General features: G+C 71.1%; 24 protein-coding genes. 7 read left to right on the forward strand and 17 right to left on the reverse strand.

Annotated elements, in window-relative coordinates; genetic code table 11:
- Positions 1–2: 2 nt before the first annotated feature.
- From ACIQGQ_RS22375 to ACIQGQ_RS22405, 7 genes are all read right to left on the reverse strand, one after another.
- Positions 3–866, reverse strand: coding sequence for an MlaE family ABC transporter permease (locus ACIQGQ_RS22375; protein ID WP_402398387.1), 864 nt, complete (start codon positions 864–866; stop codon positions 3–5).
- Positions 863–1,858, reverse strand: a complete 996-nt coding sequence (locus tag ACIQGQ_RS22380; protein ID WP_402398388.1) for an ABC transporter ATP-binding protein — start codon at positions 1,856–1,858, stop codon at positions 863–865. Before ACIQGQ_RS22380 ends, ACIQGQ_RS22375 begins: the two co-directional genes overlap by 4 nt.
- Positions 1,859–2,416: 558 nt before the next feature.
- Positions 2,417–2,935, reverse strand: coding sequence for a hypothetical protein (locus tag ACIQGQ_RS22385; protein ID WP_402398389.1), 519 nt, complete (start codon positions 2,933–2,935; stop codon positions 2,417–2,419).
- 52 nt (positions 2,936–2,987) lie between these two features.
- On the reverse strand, positions 2,988–3,947 hold the full coding sequence (locus ACIQGQ_RS22390) for a hypothetical protein (RefSeq protein WP_402398390.1): 960 nt from the start codon (positions 3,945–3,947) through the stop codon (positions 2,988–2,990).
- Positions 3,948–3,994: 47 nt separating this feature from the next.
- Positions 3,995–5,467: a DUF6801 domain-containing protein gene (locus ACIQGQ_RS22395; protein WP_402398391.1), complete on the reverse strand. Its 1,473-nt coding sequence runs from the start codon at positions 5,465–5,467 to the stop codon at positions 3,995–3,997.
- Positions 5,468–5,538: 71 nt separating this feature from the next.
- Positions 5,539–6,198: a hypothetical protein gene (locus tag ACIQGQ_RS22400; RefSeq protein ID WP_402398392.1), complete on the reverse strand. Its 660-nt coding sequence runs from the start codon at positions 6,196–6,198 to the stop codon at positions 5,539–5,541.
- Between the two features lie 96 nt (positions 6,199–6,294).
- Positions 6,295–6,945 (reverse strand): hypothetical protein, encoded by a 651-nt coding sequence (locus ACIQGQ_RS22405; RefSeq protein WP_402398393.1) that lies wholly within the window; start codon positions 6,943–6,945, stop codon positions 6,295–6,297.
- A gap of 965 nt (positions 6,946–7,910) precedes the next feature.
- On the opposite strand from ACIQGQ_RS22405, the gene ACIQGQ_RS22410 reads away from it, so the two are divergent.
- The 4 genes from ACIQGQ_RS22410 (at position 7,911) to ACIQGQ_RS22425 (ending at position 12,641) form a co-directional block, all read left to right on the forward strand.
- A complete protein-coding gene (locus ACIQGQ_RS22410) occupies positions 7,911–9,125 on the forward strand; it encodes a helix-turn-helix domain-containing protein (protein ID WP_402398394.1) in 1,215 nt (404 codons plus the stop codon).
- Between the two features lie 213 nt (positions 9,126–9,338).
- Complete coding sequence (locus tag ACIQGQ_RS22415; protein ID WP_366298186.1) at positions 9,339–9,602, forward strand: hypothetical protein; 264 nt, start codon at positions 9,339–9,341, stop codon at positions 9,600–9,602.
- Positions 9,603–9,667: 65 nt separating this feature from the next.
- A complete protein-coding gene (locus ACIQGQ_RS22420; protein WP_402398395.1) occupies positions 9,668–10,495 on the forward strand; it encodes a hypothetical protein in 828 nt (275 codons plus the stop codon).
- 58 nt (positions 10,496–10,553) lie between these two features.
- A complete protein-coding gene (locus ACIQGQ_RS22425; RefSeq protein ID WP_402398396.1) occupies positions 10,554–12,641 on the forward strand; it encodes an MDR family MFS transporter in 2,088 nt (695 codons plus the stop codon).
- Between the two features lie 38 nt (positions 12,642–12,679).
- Here the strand turns inward: ACIQGQ_RS22425 and ACIQGQ_RS22430 are convergent, their stop codons facing one another.
- From ACIQGQ_RS22430 to ACIQGQ_RS22445, 4 genes are all read right to left on the reverse strand, one after another.
- The gene (locus tag ACIQGQ_RS22430; RefSeq protein WP_402398397.1) at positions 12,680–13,114 is read right to left on the reverse strand and encodes a YchJ family protein; all 435 of its coding nucleotides are present in this window, start codon (positions 13,112–13,114) and stop codon (positions 12,680–12,682) included.
- 85 nt (positions 13,115–13,199) lie between these two features.
- A complete protein-coding gene (locus ACIQGQ_RS22435; protein ID WP_402398398.1) occupies positions 13,200–14,009 on the reverse strand; it encodes an SAM-dependent methyltransferase in 810 nt (269 codons plus the stop codon).
- A gap of 125 nt (positions 14,010–14,134) precedes the next feature.
- On the reverse strand, positions 14,135–14,371 hold the full coding sequence (locus ACIQGQ_RS22440; RefSeq protein ID WP_352274759.1) for a DUF397 domain-containing protein: 237 nt from the start codon (positions 14,369–14,371) through the stop codon (positions 14,135–14,137).
- Positions 14,371–15,231 (reverse strand): helix-turn-helix transcriptional regulator, encoded by an 861-nt coding sequence (locus ACIQGQ_RS22445; protein ID WP_352274760.1) that lies wholly within the window; start codon positions 15,229–15,231, stop codon positions 14,371–14,373. The genes ACIQGQ_RS22440 and ACIQGQ_RS22445 overlap by 1 nt, the downstream gene beginning before the upstream one ends.
- A 206-nt stretch (positions 15,232–15,437) precedes the next feature.
- On the opposite strand from ACIQGQ_RS22445, the gene ACIQGQ_RS22450 reads away from it, so the two are divergent.
- The 3 genes from ACIQGQ_RS22450 to ACIQGQ_RS22460 all read left to right on the forward strand — a co-directional run bounded on the left by ACIQGQ_RS22450 (position 15,438) and on the right by ACIQGQ_RS22460 (position 20,102).
- A complete protein-coding gene (locus tag ACIQGQ_RS22450; protein ID WP_402398399.1) occupies positions 15,438–15,896 on the forward strand; it encodes an ATP-binding protein in 459 nt (152 codons plus the stop codon).
- Positions 15,890–16,321: a hypothetical protein gene (locus ACIQGQ_RS22455; protein WP_402398400.1), complete on the forward strand. Its 432-nt coding sequence runs from the start codon at positions 15,890–15,892 to the stop codon at positions 16,319–16,321. The genes ACIQGQ_RS22450 and ACIQGQ_RS22455 overlap by 7 nt, the downstream gene beginning before the upstream one ends.
- Positions 16,322–16,523: 202 nt before the next feature.
- Positions 16,524–20,102 (forward strand): WGR and DUF4132 domain-containing protein, encoded by a 3,579-nt coding sequence (locus ACIQGQ_RS22460; protein WP_402398401.1) that lies wholly within the window; start codon positions 16,524–16,526, stop codon positions 20,100–20,102.
- Between the two features lie 57 nt (positions 20,103–20,159).
- Here the strand turns inward: ACIQGQ_RS22460 and ACIQGQ_RS22465 are convergent, their stop codons facing one another.
- From ACIQGQ_RS22465 to ACIQGQ_RS22490, 6 genes are all read right to left on the reverse strand, one after another.
- Complete coding sequence (locus ACIQGQ_RS22465) at positions 20,160–21,506, reverse strand: 6-phospho-beta-glucosidase (protein WP_402398402.1); 1,347 nt, start codon at positions 21,504–21,506, stop codon at positions 20,160–20,162.
- 143 nt (positions 21,507–21,649) lie between these two features.
- Positions 21,650–23,224: a cytochrome P450 gene (locus tag ACIQGQ_RS22470; protein WP_402398403.1), complete on the reverse strand. Its 1,575-nt coding sequence runs from the start codon at positions 23,222–23,224 to the stop codon at positions 21,650–21,652.
- A gap of 64 nt (positions 23,225–23,288) precedes the next feature.
- On the reverse strand, positions 23,289–23,903 hold the full coding sequence (locus ACIQGQ_RS22475) for an ATP/GTP-binding protein (RefSeq protein WP_352274766.1): 615 nt from the start codon (positions 23,901–23,903) through the stop codon (positions 23,289–23,291).
- Entirely contained in the window at positions 23,884–24,255 is a 372-nt protein-coding gene (locus ACIQGQ_RS22480) for a DUF742 domain-containing protein (RefSeq protein WP_402398404.1), read from the reverse strand. The genes ACIQGQ_RS22475 and ACIQGQ_RS22480 overlap by 20 nt, the downstream gene beginning before the upstream one ends.
- Positions 24,252–24,659, reverse strand: a complete 408-nt coding sequence (locus ACIQGQ_RS22485; RefSeq protein WP_402398405.1) for a roadblock/LC7 domain-containing protein — start codon at positions 24,657–24,659, stop codon at positions 24,252–24,254. The genes ACIQGQ_RS22480 and ACIQGQ_RS22485 overlap by 4 nt, the downstream gene beginning before the upstream one ends.
- Positions 24,656–26,275: an ATP-binding protein gene (locus ACIQGQ_RS22490; protein ID WP_402398406.1), complete on the reverse strand. Its 1,620-nt coding sequence runs from the start codon at positions 26,273–26,275 to the stop codon at positions 24,656–24,658. Before ACIQGQ_RS22490 ends, ACIQGQ_RS22485 begins: the two co-directional genes overlap by 4 nt.
- Between the last annotated feature and the right edge of the window lie 330 nt (positions 26,276–26,605).

Below are 26,605 nucleotides of genomic sequence, written 5' to 3' on the forward strand. Positions count from 1 at the left end.
GGTCAGCTCCCCTTCGCGGGGACGATCTGGAGGTAGATCGCCGTGAGGACCGTGTTCACGAAGAACAGCAGCATGAAGGTGATGACGACGGACTGGTTGACCGCGTCGCCGACGCCCTTGGGGCCGCCGCGCGGGTTGAGTCCCCGGTAGGCGGCGACGATGCCCGCGATGAAGCCGAAGATCAGCGCCTTGAGCTCGCTGATGTACAGGTCGGGCAGCTGGGCGAGGGCGGAGAAGCTGGCCAGGTACGCGCCGGGGGTGCCGTGCTGGAGGATCACGTTGAAGAAGTAGCCGCCGAGCGTGCCGACCACCGAGACCAGGCCGTTGAGCAGGACGGCGACGAGCATGGTGGCCAGGACCCGGGGGACGACGAGCCGCTGGATCGGCGAGACGCCCATGACCTCCATCGCGTCGAGCTCCTCGCGGATCTTGCGCGAGCCGAGGTCGGCGCAGATGGCGGAGCCGGCGGCGCCGGAGATCAGCAGCGCCACGATGATCGGGCTGGCCTGCTGGATGACGGCCAGGACGCTGGCGCCGCCGGTGAACGACTGGGCGCCGAGCTGCTGGGTGAGCGAGCCGACCTGGAGGGCGATGACGGCGCCGAACGGGATCGAGACGAGTGCGGCGGGCAGGATGGTGACGCTGGCGACGAACCAGAACTGCTCGATGAACTCCCGCACCTGGAAGGGGCGTCGGAAGACCTCGCGGCTCACGGTGGCGGCGAGGGAGAACAGCTTCCCGGTCTCGCGGAGCGGGGCGAGCAGCCTGCTCGGCGGCTTCTGCCCGGCGCTCTTTCGGGCCTCGGGCTCCGGTGGCGGGCCGGAGTCCGGCGGTTCGGGGGGCAGCACCGGCATGGGGGCCGTCACGGGCTCTCACCGCCGCCGGCCGGGGTGTAGCTCTTCAGGATGGCGGTGCGCGCGGCCTCGGGCAGCTGGCCCATCATCGACATGACCCGCTCCCGCCGGCGCAGCGCGGCCTGCCGTACGGGCATGCCGGGCGAGGGCTCCAGCTGCGGGACGACGGTGCGCGGCGCGTTGGCGGAGCTGATGCCGACCCCGTAGCCGTTGATCTCCTCGGCGGCGAGGGTGGCCGCGTCCTTCTCCTCGGCCATCCCGATGGGGCCCTCGCGGCGGCCCGCGAGGAACTGGGAGACGACCGGCAGTTCGCTGGTGAGCAGCACCTCGCGGGGGCCGAAGGTGACCAGGTTGCGGCGGAAGAGCATCCCCATGTTGTCGGGGACGGTGGCCGCGATGTCGAGGTTGTGGGTGACGATGAGCATCGTCGCGTCGATCTGCGCGTTCAGGTCGATGAGCAGCTGGGAGATGTAGGCGGTGCGGACCGGGTCGAGGCCGGAGTCGGGTTCGTCGCAGAGGATGATCTGCGGGTCCAGCACCAGGGCGCGGGCCAGTCCGGCCCGCTTGCGCATACCGCCGGAGATCTCGCCGGGGAGTTTGTCCTCGGCCCCGAGGAGGCCGACGATCTCGATCCGCTCCATGACGATGCGGCGGATCTCCGACTCCTTCTTGCGGGTGTGCTCGCGCAGCGGGAACGCGATGTTGTCGAAGAGCGTCATCGATCCGAAGAGGGCGCCGTCCTGGAACATGAGCCCGAAGAGTTTCCGGGTTTCCATGATGTCGCGTTCCGGGCTGTTCACCATGTCGACGCCGTTGATGAGAACACGGCCCTGTTCGGGCTTGAGCAGACCGATGATGGATTTCAGGAAAACGGTCTTTCCCGTGCCGGACGGGCCGAGCATCACGCTCACCTCTCCGGCGGGCAGCGTGAGGGTGACGTCCTGCCAGATGTTCTGCTTGCCGAAGGACTTCGTGAGGCCTTCGACGACTACTTCGATTCCCATCGGCCCTCCTTCGAAGTTGTGGTGAACGAAGTCATCTGTCAGCGCTCCGGCTCTGAGAAATCCAATGGCGGCTCGTCACACATGCACCAGGAGGCGCACACGCTATGTCCGTCGAAACCGCCAGGACAAGCCGTTGAGCAGCGGAAATCGACGAATCTGGGGCGGGGTTCGGAGCACTTGTCACCAAGTGACAAAGACCTACGGTCGCTTTGTCGAAAGGTGCGCAAGCCCTCCGGCCCGCGGATCGGGCGCCGACGGCCGGCGAAGCCGGTTCCGTCCGGGCCCCCGGGGTACCGGGCGAGCAGCCGCGGATACGTTTCCCCGCTGCTCAACCGGGACGCTACGACCCGGTAACCTGCTTAGCAATACTGGATCGTAAACTTTCTGTGGGCTGGAACACGTTCTCGGCGCTTTTTGTCGTCCGGTGAGCATTCACCTCCATTCACTTATGAAGAAGTGAGTGGAGGCGGTGTCCGGCCGAAGGCCCCGTTGCATACGTCCGCCCCACCCGGAAGCACCATCCGGGTGGGGCGGACGAGGTGTGCGGTACGCGTATTGCTAGGTGAAGGTGACCAGGTGGGTTCCCGAATAGGGGAACTGGTCCCCGGCGTATGCGAGACCCGCGCAGTTGTTGGCCTGCGAGACGGTGAGCCCGCCACCGGAGCCGACCGAGAATTCACTGGTCGCCTGGTCGAACGCGGCGTTCTGCGCGTTTCCGGTCGCCGTCACGGTGCAGGTGCCGAACAGGGTCTCCATCTGGACCGCGAGAACGACGCCCTGGAAATTGCCGGAAACGACCGTTCCCGAGGACGAGGACGGAGCGAACGCCGCGGCCCGGGTCAGCCGGGCCGAGCCGGTGGCGCCGAGCGGCCCCTGGCACTGCCACGTCGCGGACAGGATGGTGGTGTCCACGCCCGAGGCCGTGCCACTGTCGCAGGTGAACCCGCCCATGCCGGCCGTGGTCCCGGGCACGAGCTTCGCCGTCCAGGCCCCGGCGAGCGGCGCCGGAGCCTCGTCCACCGAGGCGGCGTACGCGGACGGCACCGCGGCCGCGATCAGCGCGCCGACCGCCGCCACGCACGCTAACCGTCCGGTCCGGTTCCTCATCGCCGTTCCTCCCCCGCCCCGGCTACTTCGCCACTCCGGCGTGCCAGTTCTCCGCGAGGAGCCGGCCCGCGTTGGGCGCCGAGGCCCCGGGCAGGGCCAGGCCCGCCGTGTAGGTGGCGGCGTTGTTGAGCGTCAGGCTGTTCTTGCCGGAGGCCGACGGGAGGCCGGTCTTCAGGTTGACCGCCCAGTTCAGCTCGCCGAGGGTCAGCGGGCCGCAGCCGCTCACGCCGGGCACCGCGAAGGCCGAGTCGCCCTGGTCGTTGCCGGTCAGCTCGATCCGGTTGAGGAAGCCCCCGGTGTTCGTGGTGCCGTCGGCGTCGAAGCGACGGCTGCCGATGGCGGGCTGGGTGAGGTTGCGCGGGCTCAGCACGATCGGGTCGGAGGCCGTGCCGATGTAGCACTTCGAGCCGAGGAAGGGGTTCTCCAGGTGGATGCGCACCGGGATGTCGACGATCGTCTTCCCGCTCTGCATCCCGGCCGTCAGGTCGAAGTTCGTGGGCGTGCCCACCGACTGCACCGTGGCGACGACGCGGTTCAGGCTGTTGTCCGTCAGCTGCTTGCAGATGTCGGAGACGACCGGGATGCCGCTCGGGCACATCAGTCCGAGCAGTCCGCCGGGGATCTCCGTCGGGGCGCCCACGATCGATCCGCCCGCGGCCGGCACGACCTTGGACGCACCGGTCGACGTGTTGCGGATGATGCCGAACTGGAGGTCGTTGGCACCGGTCGTCGCCTCGGTGCTACCGAGCTTGATGGAGCCGCTCTCGGAGTGCGAGGACACGCACATCGCGATCTCGCTCGTGCCGTCCGCGGCCAGCATGGCCGGGTCGTCGACCGGACAGCGGCTGAACGGCGCCCAGTTGCCGTTCATCGCCTGCGCGGAGGCGGCGCTCGCCGGTGAGGTGCTCAGCGGAACTCCCACGGCGACGGCCAGCAACGCACCGACAAGAGCGGGTCTGACTCGCTTCGGGGCAGCACTCATTGATCGTCCAGCCTTTCTGAGGAAGAAATACGAGGGTGTGCGTGCGTTCAGCGTTCGGGCTTGGGCCTCGGCGGTTCCGGGCAGTTCGCCGGTACACCGTCCACGCAGAGCGGGCCCTGCATCATCTTGGTGTAGTTCCCCGGCCCGGAGACCGCGGCGGTGAACATGTTGTCCAGGTCCTCGGTCACTCCGCAGCCGGTGAACGGGGGAACGTCGGCGGAACCGAGGAGCGGCCCGCCGGACTTGACGGTGTATCCCTCGTCCGGGCCCGAACCGGTGGTGCCCTTGCCGGTGAGGGAGAGTTCCATCGACCGCGCCGTGCGACAGTTCGGCCCCACGTCGAGAGGCGTGCCGTTCACGGACACGTCGGAGAGCCGGAGGCTCACCTGGGTCGTCGCCGTCGTGGATTCCTTCCGGCGTCCGGTCTCCGGGTCCGGCGCCCCGTCGTTGAACGTGTCGATGTAGACCGGGCCGGTGAGCGACATCTCGACGGTGGCCGTCGTGGGCATGAACCCGAAGGTCAGGAAGGTCGACCGGGCCGGCGGCATCTGCGGCTTGCCCCGGTAGTCCATCGTGCCTTCGCTGTGGACCCAGGTCAGAGAGCCGGTGGGGCAGCGGTAGACCGCGATCACCGAGTTGAGCTGGAGCAGCAGATGGGCCGGGTCCTCGAACTTCGTGGCGGCCTTCTGCTTGTTCACATTGGCGTAACCGGCCATGTATCCCTGCGCCGGCCTGGGCACCTGGGTGACCGGGCCGAAGAGGATCGTGCAGTCCGGCAGGTTCGGCGGTGTGACCTCTCGGGTGTCCGCCGCGGTACCGGCGTCCGCGCTCCGGGCGTCCGGCTTCGGCGAGGTGCCCGCGTCCGGCCCCTGGCCGGGTGTGCCGGGCACGGTGCCGTCGGAGGACACCGGTACCTGTACGGTCCCCAGTTCCGCCGACTGGTCCGCGTCGGCCGTGCAGGTCACCGGGACGACGTCGGGCGCGGTCGCCTCTCCGTCGGCCGCTGCCCGGACCACGAGGTCCAGTTTCAGCTCGCCGGCCGCGAAGACCATCGCGCCGCTGGACCGGGGCGTCACGGTGGGCACCGCCCCGCTCGCCTCGACGTTCGTGTCCCCGTCCGTCTCGACGGCCGACTCCGGGATCTCCAGGGCCTGCCACATCACGTCCGTCGAAACGCCGTTCTGTGTGACCGTCGTCCGCAGGCTCGCCGCGCCGGACAGTACCGGAGAGTCGCCCTCGGGCAGTTCGCCCAGCATCTCCGGTGCGAGCGCCACGCCGATCCGGACCTGTTCCGGCTGGACCTCGGCACCCACCGGGGAACTCACCGGCAGCTCGACGGAGACGGTCACGTCCGCGCCGTGTTCACCCGACGCCGTCGTGCAGGTGTACCCGAGCGGGGTCTCCACCACGTGGGTCGTGCTGGCCACGCCCGTTCCCGGCATGAGCCCTGCCAGCAGGGCCATGCCGCCGACGGCACCGACCTGGCCCCATCGGCGGGAGCGGATCGACTTCATTCTCATGCGGCAACCTGCCGTTGTCTCGGAGCTGACTGGTCGTCTGCGAAGGGGGCTCGGCCCCCGCGGTCAGGGGTTCATGGGGACGTCACGGTGAGGGGTTCGTCCAGCACGAAGGTGGCCGAGTACCTCACCTGGTCGCCCTCGTTCAACAGGCCCATGCACGAACCGTCGGTGGAGACGTCCCGCATCGTGAGCCCCGTACCGCCGGCGATGCTCAGCTCACCGGTGGAATTGCTGTACGTGACACGGTCCAGGGATCCGGAGATCCGCATCGTGCAGTGCCCCAGCCAGGTCTCGGCGGCGAAGGCCAGGTCGACCCCTGTCAGCCGTCCCGTGGCGGTCCCGCCGTTGTAGCCCTCGGCGCTGAACTCCATGTCGGTGGAGACCGATTCGGCGCTGAACGTCGTCCCGAGCGGCCCGTAGCAGGAGCCGGTTCCGGGTTCGCCCCACACGAATTCCGTGACCGTGCCCAGCCCCGCACCGTCCGGGTACGATCCGCTCGGCATGGAGCCCCCCACACGTGACTGGGGCCCTAGGCACACCAACCGCTGGCCGGTGGCCACGTCCTCGACCTCGGCCTGGACCCCGTCCTTGAGCACACCCGAGAACGACCCGTCGCTGCGGGGGTTGCTCACGGTCCAGGAGCCGGCCGACGCCGACGCCTGCGTCACGGACATCGCCCATGCGGCAACCACGCCGACGGCGGCCCGGCCGAGACGCTGAACGATGCTCATGCACACCCTTTGCGGACGGGATCGGCTGCGGACAGGTCCCCCCGCGCCGGCTCCGTGCGGAAGCGGCGCGGGGGGACCTCAGGCCCGATCAGTGGGTCACGAGTAGACGATGGTCAGCGGGTTGGCGACCTTGTACGTCGCCTTGAAGGTGGCCAGGTCGCCCGCGTTGAGCAGACCGGCGCAGTTCGAGGCGCTCTCGACCTTGAGGCCGGTGCCGGTGTTGATGGCCAGCTCGCCGGTCGAGTTGTTGTACGTCACGTTGCTCACGGAACCGCTGATCACGGCGTTGCAGGTGCCGAGGATGGTGTCACCCACGAGGTTGACCTTGACCCCGCTCAGGGATCCGGAGGAGATGCCCCCGCTGTAGCTGGCGGCATCGATGCTGATGACGGCACCGGAGGCGAGCGAGGCCTGGAAGCTGGAGCCGAGCGGTCCGGGGCACGGGGAGGCGGCGGAGCCCCAGGTCACCGCGGTGATCTTCGCGAGTCCGGCGCCGGTGCCGTACGTACCGCTCGGGGCGGTGCCGCTGGCGGGGGACACCGAGCAGTCCACCTGCTGGCCGGTGGTGGTGTCGACCAGGGTCGCCGACGTGCCGGCCTTGAGCGACGCGGTGAAGGTGCCGGCCGAGTTGGCGTTGGTCACGGTCCACCCCGCGAGGGCGGTGGCCGAGGCGGACGTCGCGGCGAAACCGAGTGCGGCGGCGGCGACGGTGGTGGCGAACAGGGCGCGGCTGAGGGTCTTACTCACGGAACTTACCTCCGGGAAGTGGAGTTGGACGTACCCGATTACCTCGCTCCGGAGCCAGGGAATGGCTCGCGGCGAGGGCGGCTCACATCGTGGAACGCAGCGGTCGATGGACTCGACTGCGTGATCGAACTCCGTGCGGCTCGAACGTTACGAGCCAGTAGACCGACGCGGCAATACCCGACGCAGAAATTCCGCGGCCGGGTCGGTAAAAGCATTCCAGCTTAGCGACAACTCAGCAGATCGCCGCGATCTTCTATCGGAAAGTGAGTAGTTACGGCCATGTCATATGCCCCTCGGGGGTCCCGACACTCACCCCGGACACACTCGGCGGTACCCGTCGCGACCCCCGATCACCCTCCTACCCGCCGGTAAGATCGTCCCTTGCGCGGCCGAATGACGCTCCGGCCAGGCATGCACCATCCACCGGCCCCGCACGCCCGGCCGTCGCGAGGCAGCGGCCCCGCACGCCCGTAACCGGACGTTCCCCTTCCGTCAAAAGCTCCGACGAATTACCATTCCGATCGATCGGACGATCCCCCGGACCGTGAATCCCGGAGTATTTTCCGGGCAATGAATACACGCCCCCGAATACCCGTCCCACCAGAAGTGCGACCACCCGCACACCATCCCCGATCGCACCACTCCGGACGGATGCGCACCAGCCGCACGAATCCCCGCCAATCCCCCGGCCAAGAATCCGTTACCCACGGTTACTTTCTTGTCGCCCCCGGAGTAGTTGTCCGAAAAACATTGTCTTGAAGTGAGCAGTCGCGTCCCACCTGCACCGAAGCACCACAACAAGGCCGGGATATGTGCCCCTTGCACTTCGATCTTGCCGAAGTGGTGGGCACGGTCGCCGACTTGGTCTATCTTCATCGCGAACTTGGTACGCACCTGATCGGTTCGTGGGAGCGCTCTCCCCCGCCTGACCCCCCACCGGGCGCCGGATAAACGAGGGGACAGTCATGCCAGCACTCGTACAGCCGTCGGACACGGGGGATCCGCTCGGACCGCTCCCGCAGGAGTTCGCCGCCATCATGCGGCCCGAGCTGCCGAGCCTCATCAAGGAGATCGGCGTCGAGGTCACCCGCGCCTATCCGGAGTACGCCCGGCTGCTGAACGGCCCCAACGGACAGGCCATCCGGGTCGGCGTGGAGCAGAGCCTCTCCTCCTTCGTGGACCTGGTCGCCGAGCCGACCGCCTCCACCTCGCTCCGCGACGACATGTGCCGCCGGTTCGGCCGCTTCGAGGCGTACGAGGGGCGCACGATGGAGACGCTCCAGGGCGCGTACCGGCTCGGGGCCCGGATCGCGCTGCGGCGGGCCAAGAAGGTCGGCAAGAGCTACAACTTCTCCCCCACCCTCATGCTCAGCTTCGCCGACGCGCTCTTCGCCTACATCGACGAGCTGGAGTCCCTGTCGCGCGAGGGCTTCCTGGAGGTGCAGTCGCAGTCCGGCGAGCAGAGCGAGGCCATGCGCCGCCGGCTGCTCCACCTGATCCTCGCCGGGCGCCCCGCGCCGCGCACCGCCATCGCCGAGCTCTGCGAGCAGACCGGGTGGGCGCTCCCCGAGCAGGTCACCCTGGTCGCCGTACGCCCCCCGGCCACCCTGGACCGGTCCGTGGTGGACCGCGACATACTGGCCGATCTCAGCGACCCACAGCCGCACTTACTCATCCCCGGCCCCTTCGACGAGGCCCGCGGACGCATGCTGGACGAGGCGCTGCTCGGCGCCCACGCCGCGATCGGCCTGACCGTGCCCACCGCCCTGGCCTCGGACTCGATCCGCTGGGCCCGCCGGGTACTCGAACTCGTCGACACCCAGGTCATCGACGACGCACCGGTCGTCCTGTGCGAGGACCACCTCACCACCCTGTGGCTGCTCTCCGACCCGGCACTGGTCGACCAGCTCGCCCAGCGCGAACTCGCCCCGATCGCCGGGATCAGCACCACCCGCCGGGAGCGGCTGGTCGAGACCCTGCGGATCTGGCTCGACACCCGGGGCACCGCGGCCCACATGGGCGAGCTGCTGGACGTACACCCCCAGACCGTCCGGTACCGGATGCGCAACCTGGAGTCCATCTTCGGCCGGCAACTGACCGACCCCCAGAGCAGGTTCTCCACCGAGGCCGTCCTGCGGGCGCTCCAACTGCGTTCCCGCAGCGAGGAACCGACACCCTGAACCGCACTCCGCGCCGAATCACTTTCCTCGCGCCACGTCAACTTACCTGCGGGTAATGGTAAATAGCCGGTCACTCTCAAACGGTTGCCACACGGAGACGTTCTCCACGCGAAACCCGGAACTGCGTCCCGTACACATGGAGGGGTCGGTCGCCGCACCCGGCGGCCTCGCCCCGCACCACCTCCTGGTCGACCATTTCCGAGAGGGCCCCACATGACCGCCTCCCATCTGCTCGTCCCCGTGCCGATCCCCGACCGGGTCGTCGCGCTGATCGGGTCCTGCATCCCGCAGCACATCCTCCAGGCGGAGTTCGAGGCCGCGTGCGCCGCGCGCGAGGTGCGCGGCTTCCGCGGGCCGCTCCTCTGCGACGAGGACCGGGCCGACCGCGAGCAGGCACTCTCCGAACTGGCCCGCGCCAACAAGATCCTCGCCGCCCACCACCCCCGTCTCCCGGTACGCCCCGACAGTTCCTGGTGAACACCCCGGGGGGAGAATGCCGGGCACGATCCACCGCCCGCCGCTCCCTCCCCGAAGGAACCGCCATGCCCACCGGACCGCGCCCGTCCGTCCTGTACGTCACCGACCTCGCCTACCCGGCCCGCGGCCGGCGCTACGGGGACGAGGACATCTCGCTGACCGCGCGGCTTCGGGAGGACTTCGCCCTCGCGCTCTGCCACCCCCGGGACGCCGCCGCGCTGCTGGACGGCTTCGACGCGGCCGTCATACGCAACAGCGGCCCGGTCCTGGACCACCAGGAGGCGTACGCGGCCTTCCGTTCCCGGGCCCGGGAGCTGGGCACCCGGGTCTACAACCCCCTGCACGGCCGCGGCGACATGGCGGGCAAGCAGTACCTGGTCGATCTGAGCCGGGCCGGACACCCGGTGATCCCGACGGTGGACCGCTCGGCCGACCTGGGAGAGCTGCCCGACGCCCCGGAGTACGTGGTCAAGCCGAAGCTGGGCGCGGACTCGGCCGGGCTCCGGTTCGTTCCGGAGCCCGGCCTCCCGGACGGCGAGGACGGCACCTGGCTCGTCCAGCCCCGGATCGACTTCCGCTACGAGGTGTCCTTCTACTTCATCGACCACGACTTCCAGTACGCGCTGTACGCGCCGGACCCGGAACGGAGGTGGGAGCTCGTGCCCTACGCACCGGACGCGGCGGACCTGGCGTTCGCCCGCGGCTTCGTGGAGTGGAACAGCCTGGACCACGGTATCCAGCGGGTCGACGCCTGCCGGACCGCCGGGGGCGAACTGCTCCTCGTCGAGCTGGAGGACCTCAACCCGTACCTCTCGCTGGACCGGGTCGACGCGTCGGTGCGGGAGGCGTTCGCCGTACGGATGACGGCGTCGCTGCGGGACCTGCTGGGCTGACCACCCGTCCGGCCGTCCCCCACATGCGCGAGGCCCGGGGCGGTGTGAGGGTGCAGGCGTGACCACTGCCAGCGAGACCGCCCCCGCCACGCGGAGCGCCACCGCTCCGGCCGTACTCGATCCGCGCCGCCGGAACATCGTCTTCGCGACGATCGTGCTGGGCATCCTGCTGGCCGCCCTGGACCAGACGATCGTCGGCACCGCGCTGCCGACGATCGTCTCGGACCTGGGCGGCGCCGCCCACATGTCCTGGGTGGTCACCGCGTATCTGCTGGCGGAGACGGTGGCGACGGTCCTGGTCGGCAAGTTCGGCGACCTCTTCGGCCGGAAGATCATCTTTCAGTTGTCGGCGGTCATCTTCATCACCGGCTCGTTCCTCTGCGGCCTGGCGACCAACATGACCCTGCTGATCGTCTGGCGCGGCCTCCAGGGCATCGGGGCGGGCGGGCTGATGGTCACCTCGATGGCGCTGATCGCCGATGTGATCCCGCTGCGCGAGCGCGGGAAGTACCAGGGTGCGATCGGCGCGGTCTTCGGGGTGTCGACGGTGGTGGGGCCGCTGCTCGGCGGGCTCTTCACCGACCATCTGAGCTGGCGCTGGGCCTTCTACGTCAATGTGCCGATCGCGATCGCGGTGGTCGTCGCGGCGGCCCGGACGATCCCGGCGGTGAAATCGGCGGGCCGGCCCGTGATCGACTACCTGGGCATCGCGATGGTCACGGTCGGCGCGAGCGCGCTGATCCTGGCGACGAGCTGGGGCGGGAACGAGTACGCCTGGGGCTCGCCCGTCATCCTCGGGCTCTTCGCGGGCGGCCTGGTCGCCCTGGTGCTCTTCTGCCTGGTGGAGTTCCGGGCCGCCGAGCCGATGCTGCCGATGCGGCTCTTCCGGAACCCGGTGTTCACGGTCTGCTCGGTACTGAGCTTCGTCGTGGGCTTCGCGATGCTCGGCGCGATGATCTTCCTGCCGACGTATCTCCAGTACGTGGACGGCGACTCGGCGACCCTGTCCGGGGTACGGACGCTGCCGATGGTGATCGGGCTGCTCGTCGCCTCCGTCTTCAGCGGCAACGTGGTCTCGAAGACCGGCCGGTACCGGATCTCCCCCATCGTGGGCTCGGCCGTGATGGCGGTGGGGCTGTACCTGCTGTCCCGGATGGGGCCGGAGACCGGGGTCTGGCTGGAGTCGCTCTACATGCTGATCCTCGGCGTGGGTATCGGGCTGGCCATGCAGGTGCTGACCATCGCCGTGCAGAACACCGTCGACTACGCGGACCTGGGGACGGCGACGTCGGGCGTGACGTTCTTCCGTACCCTCGGCAGCTCCTTCGGCACCGCGGTCTTCGGGACGATCTACGCCAACGCCCTCAAGCCCAACCTCACCGACGGCATCACCGCCGCGGCCCAGGCCGGTGGCGACCCGGCGACGCTGGCGAAGGCCGCGCAGAGCCCGGCCGGGCTGCACGCCCTGCCGCCCGCCCAGTCCGCGCCGCTGGCCCAGGCGTACGCGGACAGTCTGCACACCGTGTTCCTGTGGACGGTTCCGGTCGCGGTGCTGGGGCTGGTCGTGGCGTTCTTCCTGAAGGAGGTGAAGCTGCGGGACACCGCCCGGGTGGGCTCGACGGACATGGGCGAGGGCTTCGCGCAGCCCAGCGCCGGCGACTCGGCCCGGCTCCTCGAATTCGCCGTCGCCAAGATCCTGCACGGGGCCGGTCCGGAGACCGCCCGGCAGATCGTCGCCGAGTCGGACACCCGGCTGGACATGGCGGGCGCCTGGGCGGTGATGCAGGTCGAGCTGTTCACCCGGATGGTGGGCCACGCGGGGCTGCGGCTGATCGCGGCCCGGCACCGGCTGCCCCACGAAGTGCTGGTGCCGGTCTTCGACCGGATGATCGAGGAGGGCTATCTCACCGGGGACGGCCATCTCTTCGCGCACACCGCGGCCGGGCGCCGGGAGGCGGCGGTGATCACCGAGGCATGGGCGCGGTGGCTCGGCGAGCGGCTGGACGAGCACGGGGCGCGCCCGGACGACCGGCGGCTGCGGGCGGCGGTGGACGTGATCGCCAAGCGGCTGCTGGCCGAGGACCTGGAGCAGGCGCTCTCGCCGTCACCGCCGCGGAAGAGGGCGCTGGCGGGAACGGGGGGCTGACCGCGCGTCCGCCCGGTCAGGGGCCGCCCGGCAGGCTCTCAGTCGAGGAACTCCCCGTCCACGTAGACCCAGGCGCCCTCGTGGCGGGCGAAGCGGCTCTTCTCGTGGAGGGTGCCCGGCCGTCCCCGCTCGGTGAAGTGGGCGCGGAAGGTGACCGTGCCCGTGGCGTGGAACGGGCTGCCGTCCGTCGTGCCCAGCACCTCCAGACGCACCCAGCGCGTTCGGGGGTCGAAGTCGACGGCGGGCGGCCGGGTGCCGGGGTGCCAGCTGCGCAGCAGATACGCCTCGTCCCGGACCACGAAGGCCGCGTACCGGGAGCGCATCAGCGCTTCGCAGGTCGGCGCGGCGACTGCCCCGGTGTGCATCCGGCCGCAGCACTCCGCGTACGGGGCGGGCAGGCCGCACGGGCACGGGGACTGCGCGGTGACCTCGGGGGTGGTGCTCCGGGCGGGGCGTGTGGGGCGTCGTGACATGGGTCCATTGTGGCCCGCGCCCCGGCCCGTCCGGGGCGCCGGGGTACGGCGGCCGCGGACGGGGCGGACCGGTGGGCGGACGCGGTCAGGGCTTGCGGGCCACGCCCGCGTAGCCGGGGATCGGCTCGTCGCCGGGGACCTCGACGACCTCGCCGAGCTCGGGGTGCCAGTCCGCGGACAGGGAGAGGCCGGGTTCGACGAGGTCGAGGCCGTGGAAGAACTCGGCGATCTCGGCGTGCGAGCGCAGCCGCAGCGTCATCCCCCGGGACCGGTACATGGCGGACGCCTGCTCGGCGCGCTCCGGGTCGAAGTCGCCGGTGGTGTGCGAGAGCACCAGGTAGCTTCCGGAGGGGAGCCGCTCCACGAGGCGGTCGACGAGTTCGGCGGCGCCGTCCTCGTCGTCCACGAAGTGGAGCAGGGCGAGCAGCGACAGGGCGATCGGCCGGTCGAAGTCGAGGACCTTCCCTGCGGCTTCGAGGATGGTCTCCGGCCTGCGGGCGTCGGCCTGGATGTACTCGGTGGAGCCCTGCGGGGTGGAGCGCAGCAGCGCCGCCGCGTGGGCGAGGACGATGGGGTCGTTGTCGCAGTAGACGATGCGCGCGTCCGGGGCGGTGCGCTGGGCGATCTGGTGGAGGTTCGGCTCGGTCGGTATGCCGGTGCCGATGTCGAGGAACTGGCGGATGCCCCGCTCGGCGAGCCACCGGGTGGCCCGGTGCATGAAGGCGCGGTTCACCCGGGCCATGTCCCGCCCCCGCGCGTCGAGGGCGAGCAGTTGGCGGGCCATCTCCTCGTCGACGGGGTAGTTGTCCTTGCCGCCGAGGAACCAGTCGTACATCCGGGCCGGGTGGGGCTTGGTGGTGTCGATCTCGATACTCAGGGGGTCGTGCCCGGTCATAGCGCGCTCCGTGGGTGCGTAGGTCGGGGGGACAGCATCGGTGGACAACAGGATTCCGCGGGCGGGACGGCTGCGGCGCAACGGATTCGGGCGGCCCCGGGCCGGGGCCCGGGACCATCCTCGGTTCAGGTGAGTAGGAAGTCCGCCTGGCCGGACTTGGCGCCCTGGATGAAAGCCGCGATCTCCCGGGGGGTGTATATGAGGGCGGGCCCGTCGGGGTCCGCGGACTGGCGTACGGCGACCCTGCCGTCGGACAGCTTCATCGCCTCGACGCAGTTCCCTCCGTTCCCCCCGCTCCACGGCTTGTGCCAGCCCTCGGTGCCGAGTGCGGCGGCCGGCATGCCGTTGTAAATGGGATCCATCACAGCTCCTTGCGGAAGTCCCGGAGGATTTCCTTCGTGCGTTGTGCAGTCGCGGCCTGGGCCGCCATGCGGTCCATGACTTCGAGGTAGGAGGCCACCTCGGGGCGCGCGTCGAAGTAGACGGCGCCGGTCAGGTACTCGCTGTAAACCATGTCGGGCAGTTCGGGGACGGCGAAGCGGAAGAGGACGAACGGGCCGTAGGTGCCCGGGTGGTGCCCCGTCGAGAACTCCGCGATCTGGAGCGTCACATGCGGCATCTCGGTCGCTTCGAGCAGCCGGTCGATCTGCGCGCGCATGGCGTCGACGCTGCCGACGGGCCGGCGCAGCACCGTCTCGTCCATGATCACCCAGAGCCTCGGGGCGTCGGGGCGGGTGAGCAGGGACTGGCGCTCCATCCGCAGCGCCACGTGGCGTTCGATGTCCTCGGGCCTGGTCTGTCCGACGGCTCCGGTGCGCATCACCGAGCGGGCGTAGTCCTCGGTCTGGAGCAGTCCGGGCACGAAGTGCGGCTCGTACATGCGCAGCAGGCTCGCGGCGCCCTCCAGGCTGACGTACATGCTGAACCAGTCGGGCAGCACGTCGTGGAACCGCTGCCACCAGCCCGGCTTGTTCGCCTCCTCGGCGAGCTCCACGAAGGCGTCCGACTCGTCCTCGGGCACCCCGTAGGCCTTGAGCAGCACCTGTACGTAGGGGATCTTGAGCGCGACCTCGGCGGTCTCCATCCTGCGGATGGTCGCGGGCGCGACTCTGAGCACCTTGGCGGCCTGGTCGCGGCTCAGGCCGACGCGCTGCCGCAGATCCTGCAGGCGCTTGCCGAGAACGACCTGACCCACGGTCGGGGCGGACCGCGGTTCGCTCACTTCAGACCTCCCCATGCGCTGTTCCGAGCAGTGTGCCATGCGTCGGCCGAGCAGAACACAGCCACTCTGAAATTTTCAGAGTGCCCCTTGCCAAGTGTTCACGACAGGGGGAGAGTTGGTGAGTGAACCAGTTCACGAAGTCTCGCCCGCCCTCATTCGCGTGGGAGCGCGGAGCGTGACGCAGCCCCCACTGTGAGGAATCGGTTGTGGCACCTGGCAGTGCGCTCATCCCCCGGCTCATGGATCTCAGTCCCGGGACGGAGGCGCTCCGGTACTGCTTCGCCCTGCCCGCGTGCCCCGAGTCGGTGGCCGGTGCGCGCAGACTGACCCGGGCCCGGCTCGACCAGTGGCGGCTCGACGCGGATGCCCGCGACTCGGCGATCCTGATCGTCTCGGAGCTGGTCACCAACGCGGTGGTGCACACCATGAGCGCCCGGGTCGTCTGCGAGCTGCGCCGTCTCGACCGGAAGCTGCGGATAGCCGTGCAGGACCAGGGACACCAGCCGGGCGGACCGCGGCTGCGCCGGGGTTCCGACGACGAGCACGGGCGCGGTCTGGTGCTCGTCGACGCGATGTGCAGCGCCTGGGGTTCGCGCGACGCGGGGAACGGCTCGGGCCGCATCGTCTGGGCCGAGCTGGCGCACGGCCCGGGGCTCCCGTGCTGAGGGACGCGATGTCGCATCTGCTCACGGGCTGGCGGGGGGCCGATCCGGGCCCGTCCGGGACGGTACGGCTGCCGGTGCCGCCCTCGCTCTCGGCCACCCTGGGCTGCGACGCGGTGGGGGTGCCGGCCCGGTACGGATTCCGGCTGCTGTCCCATCTGCCGCGCACCGGCTGCGTCTTCGCGGAGGACGACCACTGGTGGTGGATCGTGCCCGCCGGTTCCGACCTGGACCTCGACTGGCCCGCGCAGACCGCCTACGCGAAGGGGGCGTTCGTCCCCGCTGCCCGGCCCCGGCTGATCCACCGGCCGGACAGCCATACGCCGTACACCCCGCCGATCCCCCTGTTCCTGATGGTGTGCCAGGTGATGGGTGTGGCGCCGTCGTGGGCACAGTCGGGGGACGAGCGCGCCGTCTCCGCCCCCTGACCCGGCGGGTCCGTGATTGACTCCGGCCGACGTTCCGGGCCGTCCCTCCGTCCGGCCGGTCCTGCCGACCGCTCCGGCAGCACCGGGACGACCGCCGGACGTTCTGGTCACGCTGCGTTGTCAGTGGGTCGTTCTACTGTGGCATGAGTGATCGAAAGACCCGCGCGGGAGCGGGCATCGGGCGGAAAAAGGGGGCGGAGCCGTGCGCCGCTGGGAGTTGGTCGAGGGCAGTACGTCGAAGTTCTGGGAGACCGGGGCCGAGGGCGCCGTGGTGACGGTCCGGTACGGCCGGTGCGGCAGCGGCGGACGCACCCGGTCCAAGGAGTACGCCTCCCCCGAGGCCGCCGCGGCCCAGATCGCCCGGACGATCGACGAGAAGGAGAAGAAGGGCTACCGCGAGGTCGGTTCACCGGACGCGGCGCCCCCGTCCCGGGCCTCCGACGCTCCGGTTCCGGCCCGGGGCCCCGTCGTCCTCCCCGACGAGGACACCTTCGTCCTGCCCGCCGAGTGGAAGCGGGTGATCCACCCTCGGCGCGGCGGAACGCACGGCGCCCCCGTCGAGCGGCAGCCGGAGATCCACGACCTGCTGGACGCGAGGATCAAGGACGAGGCCGTCTGGATCGAGGAGTTCGTGCGCTCGCCGCGTTCGGACCCCTCGCTGGCCGAGGCGCTGCGGGCCCATCTCGACGGCTCCCCCTCCCCGCTCGGCGCGGCCGCGCTGACCGCGGTCCTCAACGGCTCCGGCTGGGCGGAGTACTGGGCCGCCCGGTACGGACTGCCGTTCGCCGCACGGGCAGCCACCGAGGTGTTCTCGGTCGACGCCGACTGGCGGCAGAGCGGCCGCAGCCGCACCGACCACCGGCTGCGGGCCCTTCCCGGCCCCCGCCAGGCCCACTGGGCCTGGCACCACCGCACGCCGATCGACCGGGTCCGCGCCCTGCTCGCCGCGGCGGACGAGGACGTCTACCGGGCCACCGTCGAGGCGCTCGCCCCGTGCCGCACCGACACCCTGCGCACGATCGTCGTCTCCTACCTGGTGCCGGGCGAGACCGGCTGGGTGGACGAGCTCTGCACGGACCCCGGGGTCGGCGCGGAGCAGGACCGCACCCTGCGCTCCATGGTGTTCAGCTCGCTCTACTTGGCGGACCAGCTGGCGCTGCTCCCCTACGCCCCGGACTTCACCCTCGGCCTCTCGATGATCGCCACGGTCGCCGAGGGGGTGGGTACGGCCGTCGCCGGGCCACTGGCCGAATCGCTCGGCGGCAGCCACTACTACGCGGACAGCATGAAGCTCGCCGCCGAGGCCCTGGCCGAGCTCCCCACCGACGAGGCGTTCCTCGGGCTGCTGACCCACGCGGACTCGAAGCACGTCCGCCCCTCGCTCCTCGAAGCCATGCGCCGCTACCCGGTGCGCGCCGTACGGCTGCTGGCCTCCGCGGCGAGCGGCCGGCCGGCCACGGCCTCCTGGTCGTCGCAGCTGTTGCGGAGTCATGTCGGAGCCCGGCGCGAGGTGGTGTCGGCGGCGCTCGAAAGCCTCGCTCCCGAGGTCGTGAGGATCGTCGAACCGCTGCTCAACCCGGTGGGCCTGATCCCGGACGCCCCGCTGGACGCCCTGCCGCCCCTACTGACGGCGCCGCCGTGGTCGCGCCCCCGTACCGCCGCGAAGCCCACGGTCGTGCCCGGCCTGACCCCGGTGTCCGAGCCCCGCGTGGAGTGGCTGCCCGGGGAGCGGGAGTCCTGGGCGTCCGCCTCCAGCTGGTACACCGCCAGGCGCGGCGACCTGGCGGAGACGCTCGACGCCGTGCGCCACGATCCGTCCGGGGACGGGCTGCGGCCCGCCTGGGCGTTCGTCCACGGCCCCGAGGAGACGGTCGCCCCGCTGCTCGCCGTCTGGGACCCGACCGATCTGTGGGAGGGCGAGGACACCCTCAGGCCGATCGCCGCCCGGTTCGGCCCGGCCGCGCTGCCCCTGCTGGTACGCGCCGTGCCCCGGCAGCCCGGCCCCCTCGCCCCGCTGCTCCTCCCCTTCGTCGACGTGCCCGTCGCCCGGCTCATGGCGGACTGGGCGGTGCGGCTCAAGTCCACCGCGACGACCGCCCGTTCCTGGTTCGCCCGGCACGGTGTCGCGGCCGCCCCGCTCCTGGTCCCGGACGCCGTGGGCCGGGCGGGCGCCGCCCGGCGGGCCGCCGAGCAGGCGCTGGCGCTGATCGCCTCGGTGCACGGCGACGACGTGGTGCGCGGGGCCGCCCGGACGTACGGCACGCAGGCGGCGGCAGCGGTGGAGGAGCTGCTCTCGGTGGACCCGCTGGAGCGGGCGCTGCCCGCCAGGATGCCGGTCCTGCCCGGCTGGGCGGATCCGGCGGTGCTGCCGCAGATCGTGGTCCGCTCCGGCGGGGCGCTGCCCTCCGCGTCGGTGCGGCACGCCCTGATGGCGCTGGCGCTGTCGAAGCCCGACGAGGTGCATCCCGGCGTCGCCGCGCTGACCGGGACGGCCACCGCCGCCTCGCTCGCCGGGTTCGCCTGGGCCCTGTTCGAGCAGTGGCGGCTGGCGAACATGCCCGCCAAGGAGTCGTGGGCGCTGCACGCGCTGGGCCTGCTGGGCGACGACGGGACGGTCCGCCTGCTCACCCCGATCGTCCGGACCTGGCCCGGTGAGGGGGCGCACCACCGGGCCGTGGAAGGGCTCGACGTGCTGGCGTCCATCGGCAGCGACGTGGCGCTGCTGCATCTGCACGGCATCTCGCAGCGGGTGAAGTTCAAGGCGCTCAAGGTGCGGGCCCGGGAGAAGATCGCGGAGGTCGCCGCGGGGCTCGGGCTGACCGGGGAGCAGCTGGCCGACCGCCTGGTCCCGGACTTCGGTCTGGACGCCGACGGTTCGACCGTCGTCGACTACGGCACCCGCTCGTTCCGGGTCGGCTTCGACGAGCAGCTGCGGCCGTACGTGGTGGACGGTGACGGCAAGCGCCGCAAGGACCTCCCGAAGCCGGGTGCCCGGGACGACGCCGAGCTGGCCCCCGCCGAGCGCAAGCGCTTCATGGCGCTGAAGAAGGACGTCCGTACGGTCGCCCCGGACCAGGTGCGGCGGCTGGAGGCCGCGATGGTGGGCGGCCGTTCCTGGACCGCCCAGGAGTTCCGGGAGCTGTTCGTCGGTCATCCGCTGCTGGGGCACCTGGTGCGCCGCCTGGTGTGGCTGAGCGGGGCGGAGGATGCCGGCCCCGTCGCGTTCCGGGTCGCGGAGGACCGTACGTTCACGGATGTCGAGGACGGCGTCTTCGCGCTGCCGGACGGGGCGGCGGTGCGCCTCGCGCATCCGCTGCACCTCGGCGACGCGCTCACCGCCTGGTCGGAGGTGTTCGCCGGTCACGGGATCCTCCAGCCCTTCCCGCAGCTCGGGCGCGCCGTGCTCACCCTGGCCGAGGAGGAGTCCGGCGGGTACCGGCTTCCCCGGTTCGAGGGGGTGGAGGTGCCGGTCGGGAAGGTGCTCGGGCTGGAGCGGCGAGGCTGGCGGCGCGGGGCGCCGCAGGACGCCGGGGTGGAGCGCTGGATCTCCAAGCAACTGGCGAACGACTGCTACCTGGTGATCGCGCTCGATCCCGGGATAGCGGTCGGTGTGGTCGACATGTTCCCCGAACAGACCCTGGAGACCGTCTGGCTCGACGACCGCCCCGACGACCACTGGCGGGTCCGCGACCACGCGCTCCGCTTCGCCGGGCTGGACCCGGTCGCCCTCTCCGAACTCCTCGGTGATCTGACCGGGCTCACCGGGGGCATGGCGCCGTAGGGAGGAGTTCCCGGGGCCCGCACGAGCCGGGCCCCGGGAGCGCGCCGCGAGCGGGGCTCAGGGCCGGTCGAGGTAGCCGAGGCCGGGGTGGACCTTGGTGTAGTTGTCGAGGAGCCGTTCGGCCACGGACACCGAGTCGACCAGCGGGTGGAGGGCGAAGGCCTTCACGGCGGCGGCCCGCGAGCAGCTCTCCGCGGCTTCCAGCACCGCGCGTTCGACCGCCTTGACGGCGGTGACGAGCCCGACGGCGTGGTACGGCAGCGGGTCGGCGGCGACCGGGCGGGCGCCGTTGGCGTCGACCAGGCAGGGCACTTCGACCACGGCGTCCTCGTCCAGCACCGGGAGCGTCGTGCGGTTGCGGACGTTGAGGATGAGCGAGGTCCGTTCGTTGCGGGCGACGGCCCGCATGAGGGCGAGCGCGACCTGCTCGTAGCCGCCGGACTCCAGGTCGCTCTCCTCCCGCTCGCCGGCCCCGGCCACCTCCCGGTTCTCCGCCATGTAGGTGGCCTCCCGCTCGGCCCGGGTACGGTCCCAGGCGTCGAGGGCGGGGGTGTCGGGGTTCTTCATCCGGGCGTAGAAGCCCTCCTGCTGTTCGCGGAGGAAGGCGCCCCGGGTCTGCTCGGCGTCCTGGTAGGCGCGGACCGCCTCCCGGTTGAAGTAGTAGTAGTGCAGGTACTCGTTGGGGACGGCGCCCAGCGACCGCAGCCAGTCGGCGCCGAAGAGCCGCCCCTCCTCGAAGGATTCGAGGAGTTCCGGATCGGCGAACAGCCTCGGCAGCTCGTCCCGGCCGTCGACGTACAGGCCCCGCACCCAGCCCAGGTGGTTGAGCCCGACGTAGTCGATCCGGGCCCGGTCCGGGTCGGCGCCCAGCACCCGGGCGATGCGGCGGCCGAGGCCCACCGGGGAGTCGCAGATGCCGATGACCCGGTCGCCCAGATGGCGGGACATGGCCTCGGTGACCAGGCCCGCCGGGTTGGTGAAGTTGATGACCCAGGCGGCCGGGGCGATCCTGGCGATGCGCCGCGCCAGGTCGACGGCGACGGGCACGGTGCGCAGCCCGTACGCGATGCCGCCCGCGCCGACCGTCTCCTGGCCGAGTACGCCCTCGTCGAGGGCGACCCGCTCGTCGGCGGCCCGGCCTTCGAGGCCGCCGACCCGGATCGCGGAGAAGACGAAGTCGGCACCGCGCAGCGCTTCGTCGAGTTCGGTGGTGGCGGTGACGGCGGGGGCGTCCGGCATCCCGGCGGCCTGTTCGGCGAGGACCCGGGCCACGGCGGCGAGCCGGTCCCGGTCGGTGTCGTGGAGGGTGACCGCGGATACGCGGCCTTCGGCCCGGTCGGCGAGCAGCGCCCCGTACACGAGTGGAACCCGGAATCCGCCGCCGCCCAGAATTGTCAGCTTCACGCTTCCGCATGGTACGGGGCGGGACCGGGCGGGGGCGGCTTCCGCCGGCGCGGGCGGGAACGCCGTCCGGCCCGGCGCCCGTGGACCACTCGGGTCCGCGGGCGCCGGGCCGGGTGCCGTCCGTCGCGGCGTGTCTTCCGGGGTCAGTCGCCGCTCCACCAGCGGGAGACGGCCCGCCACAGCCGCGCCGGGGCGGAGGCTCCGCGCTGCTGCGGGATGTGCCCGACGGTGGAGGAGCCGAAGGCCGTGCGTCCGTCCGGATCGACGGTGGCGGTGGCCGTCGCCGTGACCGCCTCCGCGGCGGCCGCGGGGGCGACCGGCGGGACGGGCGCGCGCCCCGGGGCCGTGGTGGTGTGCCGCGTCGTGGACTGCACCTCCCAGTCCGTGCGCTGCGGGTTGGGCCGCCCCATGGACGGCGGTTCCTTGTCGTCCTGCGGCGGGCGGGCCGCGAAGTCCGCCGGAAGGTCGACGAGATGCCTGCCCATGAGGTTCCCGACCCAGCGCAGTTCGCTCTCCTCGACGGCGAGTTCGAGGTCGGGCAGGCGCATCAGCAGGGCGTCGACGCCGACGTCCGCGATGGCCCGGCCGATGTCCTGTCCGGGGCATTCGTGGGGGCCGCCGCTGAACGCGAGGTGGGCGCGGTTGCCCGCCATGTCGGCGTTCAGGTCGGGCCGGACCTCCGGGTCCATGTTGGCCGGTGCGATGCCGACGATCAGCGCGTCACCGGCCTTGATCTGCTGGCCGCCGAGCTCGGTGTCGCCGACCGCCCAGCGGCCGAAGACCGAGGTGAACGGCGGCTCGTCCCAAAGGGTCTGCTCGACCGCCTCGGGCACCGTCATGTGACCGCCGCTGAGCCTGGCCCGGAAGCGCGGATCGGTGAGCACCATCCGGAGCACATTGGCGATCAGGTTGGCGGTGGCCTCGTACGCGGCGATGAGGACGAGCCGGAGGTGCTCGCTGACCTCCTGGTCGTTCAGCCCGGAGTGGTGCTCGACGAGCCAGGTGGTGAAGTCGTCCGAGGGTTCGCGCCGGCGGCGCTGGACCAGCCGGGTCAGCGCGTCGATCACGTAGGCGTTGCTGGCGACGGCGGTCGCCGTGCCGCGGGTCATGTCGCGGGCGGCCTGGACCATCCGGTCGTTGTACTCCTCGGGCATGCCGAGGATCGCGCACATCACCATCATCGGCAGCCGTTCGGCGAACTGGGAGACCAGGTCGACGCGGCCCTGCTGGCAGAAGTCGTTGACGAGCCGGTTGCTGTAGCGGTTGACGTGGCGGCGGACGCCGCGGGTGTCGATCCGGCCCATGCTGTCGGTGACGGCGCCGCGCAGGCGTTCGTGCGCCGCGCCGTCGGCGAACACGCACACCGGCTGCCAGGTGAAGATCGGGGCCAGCGGGTGGTCGGGGGCGACGCTGCCGTCCTGCAGGGCCCGCCAGCGGCGGGAGTCGCGGGAGAACTGCGAGGGGGTGCGGGTCATGTGCAGGTTCTCGCTGTGCCCGAGGACCAGCCAGGCGGGCACGTCCCCGTGCAGCAGCACGGGGGCCACGGTGCCGTGCTCGGCGCGCAGCTTGTCGTAGAGCCCGTGCGGGTCCCGCTCGGCCTCAGGGCCGTAGAGCCGGCGCAGTCCGCCGGGGCCGATGCCCAGGCCGTGGGCCGGGCATTCGGGGGGCGGGACCGGCCCGGAGGCCGCTCCGGGCTCGTATGGGAAAGGGGTGGTCACGATCGCTCCAGGGATCAGGTTTCCGGGAACCGGACGGGTGGGATGCGCGCGGGAGGGCCTGCGGTCAGGCGAGCGGAAGGGCCAGACTGTGCAGATAGCGCATCAGGGTCATCAGCACGTCGCGGCTGGAGCCGCGCAGCCGGGCGTCGCAGTCGATCATCGGTACCTCGTCGGGGAGGTCGAGGGCGCTGCGCAATGCCTCGACGGGGTGTTTCGGGGCGTCGGGGAAGGTGTTGATGGCGACGACGAACGGCACGCCGCGCTCCTCCAGCCGCCCGATAACGTCGAAACTGACCTCCAGCCGCCGGGTGTCGATGAGGACCACCGCGCCGAGGGCACCCTCGAACAGGCCGTTCCACAGGAACCAGAACCGTTCCTGGCCCGGGGTGCCGAACAGGTAGAGGATCAGTTCCTCACTGATCGAGATCCGGCCGAAGTCCATGGCCACGGTGGTGGCGGTCTTGTTCTCCACCCCGTAGTTGTCGTCCACGCCGACCCCGGCCTGGGTCATGGTTTCTTCGGTGGTCAGTGGCCGGATCTCGCTGACGGATCCGACCATGGTCGTCTTGCCGACCCCGAACCCGCCGACGATCACGACCTTCACCGCGGCTGTCGCCGTGGTCGGAAGGACGTCCTCGCTCCGGGGGCCGGTGATCGTGTCAGAGCTTCTGAAGTCCATGCATCACCGCTTCGAGAAGGGACCTGTCCGGGAGAGTGGCGCGGACGATGGGTGCGCGCGATTCGATGAGCTCGGCAGCCAGGAGCTCGGTGAGCAGCGAGGTCACCACGCTGAAGGGCAGCCCCAGGTACGCCGAGAGCTCCGCGACGGATAAGGGCGCCTGGCAGAGCCGTAGGATCACGGCCTGTTCGGGCTGGACCGTCGGGGACGGCAGTGCCTGCGCCACGATCATCGTGACCAGGTCGAGATGGGCCCGCTCACTGCCGTCCAGGTCGCCGGTGATCACGTACAGCCGTTCCGGATCGCTCAGCTCCGGATCGGCCTTGCGGCGTTCTCGTCGTGGGTGACTCATCCTGTCTGCCCGCCGTGGCGGGGCGGACTCGACAGATGGGCCCCGATCCTGACGACCAGGTCGCGCATCCGCGAACCGACGAGCCCCGCGTCGACCGTCTCACCGGCGAGGACCGCCAGGTAGGCACCGGTGCCCGCGGCCATCAGGTAGAAGAAGCCGCCGGTGACCTCGATGACGACCAACCGCATGATCCCGTCGCTGTACGGGATCTCGGAGGCGACGGCGGCGGCCAGGCTCTGCAGTCCGGCGCAGGCCGCCGCGAGGCGGTCGGCGACGTCCGGGTCACCGCCGTGCTGGGCGATGCGCAGGCCGTCGGCGGAGAGCACCACGATCTGGTGGATGTCCGGTACGTCCTCGGCCAGTTCCTTGAGCATCCAGTCCATGTTTCCCCGCTGCTGGATCACTTCAGGTCTCCCTTGTCCCACGCATCGTCAGAGTCTTCGTCGGTACTGGGGTCCTGCGGCACGCCGTTGACCGCGTTGGTGAAGGCCTCCAGCCAGAGACCGGGCGGCTGTTCCTTGGGGCCCGAGCCGCCGGGACCGCCGGCTCCGTGTCCGTTGGCGTGGCCGTTGTGCCGGCCGGCGGTGGGATCGGTGGACTGGGCCGGGAGGTTGTGCGAGCCCAGCGGCGCCCGGCCGCGGCTGCGCCGCTGCGGAAGGCCGCCCGCTGTCCACTCGGTCACCACGGGGGCGTCGTCCTCCAGGGCCGCCGCGGGGGCGGCGTGCCGGGCGGCGGGAGCGACCGGCCCGGTGGCGGGGCGCTGGGCCACGGGGGTGCGGGGCTTGCGACGGGCCGGCACCACGTGCTTCATCGCCTCCTGGTCGATGTCGCTGGTGGGCCTCGACGTGGCGCCGATGCCGTGCGCGATGCCGGGAGCCGGTCCGGTGGTGATCATGGCGCGGGGCACGATGAGCACGGCGCGGACACCGCCGTACGCGGACTGCCTCAGCGAGACCTGGAGGTCGTACATCCGGGCGAGGCGGCCGACGACGGCCATGCCGAGCCGGGGGGACTCGCCGAGGTCGTTCATGTTGGAGCCGGCCTGGGCCCTGGCGAGCATGTTCTCGGCCCGGGAGCGGGCCTCCTCGCTGAGCGAGACGCCGCCGTCCTCGATCTCGATGGCGATGCCGGTCTGCACCTCGACGGCGGTGACATGGACCCGGGTCTGCGGGGGCGAGTAGCGGGTGGCGTTGTCCAGGAGTTCGGCGCAGGCGTGGATGAGCGGCTCGACGGCGGTGCCGACGATGGCGACCTTGGCGATCGAGTGCAGGTCGACGCGGGGGTACTCCAGGATCCGCGACATGGCGCCGCGCAACACGCTGAACAGCGGTACGGGCTTGGGCCACTGACGGCTGGGGCGGGCACCGCCGAGCACCGCGATGGAGTCGGCGAGGCGGCCGATCAGCGCGGTGCCGTGGTCGATGCGGAGCAGGTCGTCGAAGACGTCGGGGTTGCGCCCGTGGTGCTCCTCCATCTCGCGCAGTTCGCTGGCCTGGCGGTGGACGATCGCCTGGACACGCCGGGCGACGTTGACGAAGGCGCGCTGCGCCGAGTCGCGCATCGCCTCCTCGTTGTCGATGATCGTCAGCACCGTGTAGACGAGGCTGCGCTGGGCGTCGGGGAGTTCGCGGTACGCCTCGTCCGCGTCGACGACGTCCCGGAGCACCTCTTCGGGTGAATTTCCCACGCGCAGCCGGTGGATGGCGGCGGGCAGGAGCTCCTTGCTGATGCGTACGGTCTCGTCGTCGTGGGTGGCGATGCGCCGCTCCAGATCGGCGAAGCGCCGTTCGTACGTGGTGCGCTGGGCGCGCAGGTCGCGGGCGCGGCGGGCGAGTTGGACGCTCAGCGCGACCACCACGACGGTGGCGACGGCGCCGCACCAGACGACCGGTATGCGGGCGGCCCCGGAGATCAGTGCCGCCGCGGCGGCGGTGGCACCGCCCATCAGGAGCACGGGCAGGAGCACGGCACGGGCGACGGGGACGTCCCGGCCGCTCGGCGGTGATTCAACACGAACCATCTAAGACCTCTGGCGGTTGATTCGGGAGGTAAGCGCGCTTGCAGGACAGTTGGGAACAAGCGCTCGAATTCATATCAACTCGACTTCACTCCGCGTGAGCTTAGTCAGATCGAATCAGTGCTTCGGCATATTCACCCAACCCCCTGCGCGAGCGCTCCGGCGGTAATACACTCACCAGTTTTTGCACGCATAGCTTCCGACCGCACACGGGGAGTTACTTTCGGCCCGGCATGGCGCGAATCCAGGGAGCCCGCCCCGGAGGGCGGGACGGGATACGGCAGTTCGGGCAGGGTTACCCCATCGGGCTGGTGCGGAGGGCGCAGTGACGTT

The organism is Streptomyces sp. NPDC092952 (assembly GCF_044754785.1).
Taxonomy (GTDB): Bacteria; Actinomycetota; Actinomycetes; order Streptomycetales; family Streptomycetaceae; genus Streptomyces.